Source organism: Rhizobacter sp. P1_G5 (assembly GCF_056405435.1).
In genome coordinates, this window is sequence record NZ_JBFUCB010001103.1 from 1 (window position 1) to 878 (window position 878).

1 protein-coding gene is annotated in these 878 nt (G+C 66.6%); it reads right to left on the bottom strand.

What is annotated here, in order from left to right; genetic code table 11:
* On the bottom strand, positions 1-878 hold an 878-nt coding region (locus tag AC1D12_RS34330; RefSeq protein ID WP_477845522.1), incomplete at both ends, for an LTA synthase family protein.

Genomic DNA, 878 nt, shown 5'->3' on the forward strand with positions numbered 1-878 from the left:
GTGCCCCCACTGCTGCTGCAGCGCCGCGATCTCCGGCGCCACCGGCTGCTGCTGCAGCAGGTTGGCCGACGGCTTGTCCGACAGGATGTCGAACAACGCCGGCGGCTGCCGGTCGACCAGCATGTGCGTGCCGACCAGCACGCCCAGTTGGCGCGGCCCGGTGAACTGGAACTCGAAGGCCACGCGGCTCGCATCGAACTGCGGGTCGAGCAGGTCGCGCCCGAGCGTGGTGTTGCGGTAGCCGATGCCGGCCAGCGACGCGAGCGTCGGCAGCACGTCGACCTGCTGCGCCCAGTGGTCGATGCGGCGCGGCGCCACGTGGCCGGGCGAATAGACGAGGAACGGCGTGTGGCCCTGCGTGATCGCGAGGTCGTGCCATGACTTCGGCAGGTGCTGCCCGGTCACGCCGATGATCCCGTGGTCGCCGATGAACGCGAAGAGCGTGTTCTTGAAGTACGCCTCCTTCTTCGCTGCTTCCATGAAGCGGCCGATGCACCAGTCGAGGTAGGCGAACGCACGGTACTCGTCGACCGAGATGAAGCCGTTGTCCTCCAGCTGCGCATCGGTCGGCGTCGGCGGCTGGAACGCGGCCTTGTCCTCGTCGGGGATGGTGTACGGCCGGTGGTTGCCGCTGGTCTGGATCATCGCGAAGAACGGCGTCTTCTGCGCGCGGAACATCTCGTTCGCTTCCAGGAACAGGTTCTTGTCGGAGACGCCCCAGACGTCGACCACCGGCGACTTCAGCCGCGTCTGCTCGACGATGTCGATGTCGTCGATGCTGGCCGTCAGCACGCCGCGCACGTTGGCCCACGAGGTGCTGCCGCCGATGAAGTAGAACTTCTTGTAGCCGGCGAACTCGTTGATGATCGACTGCTGGT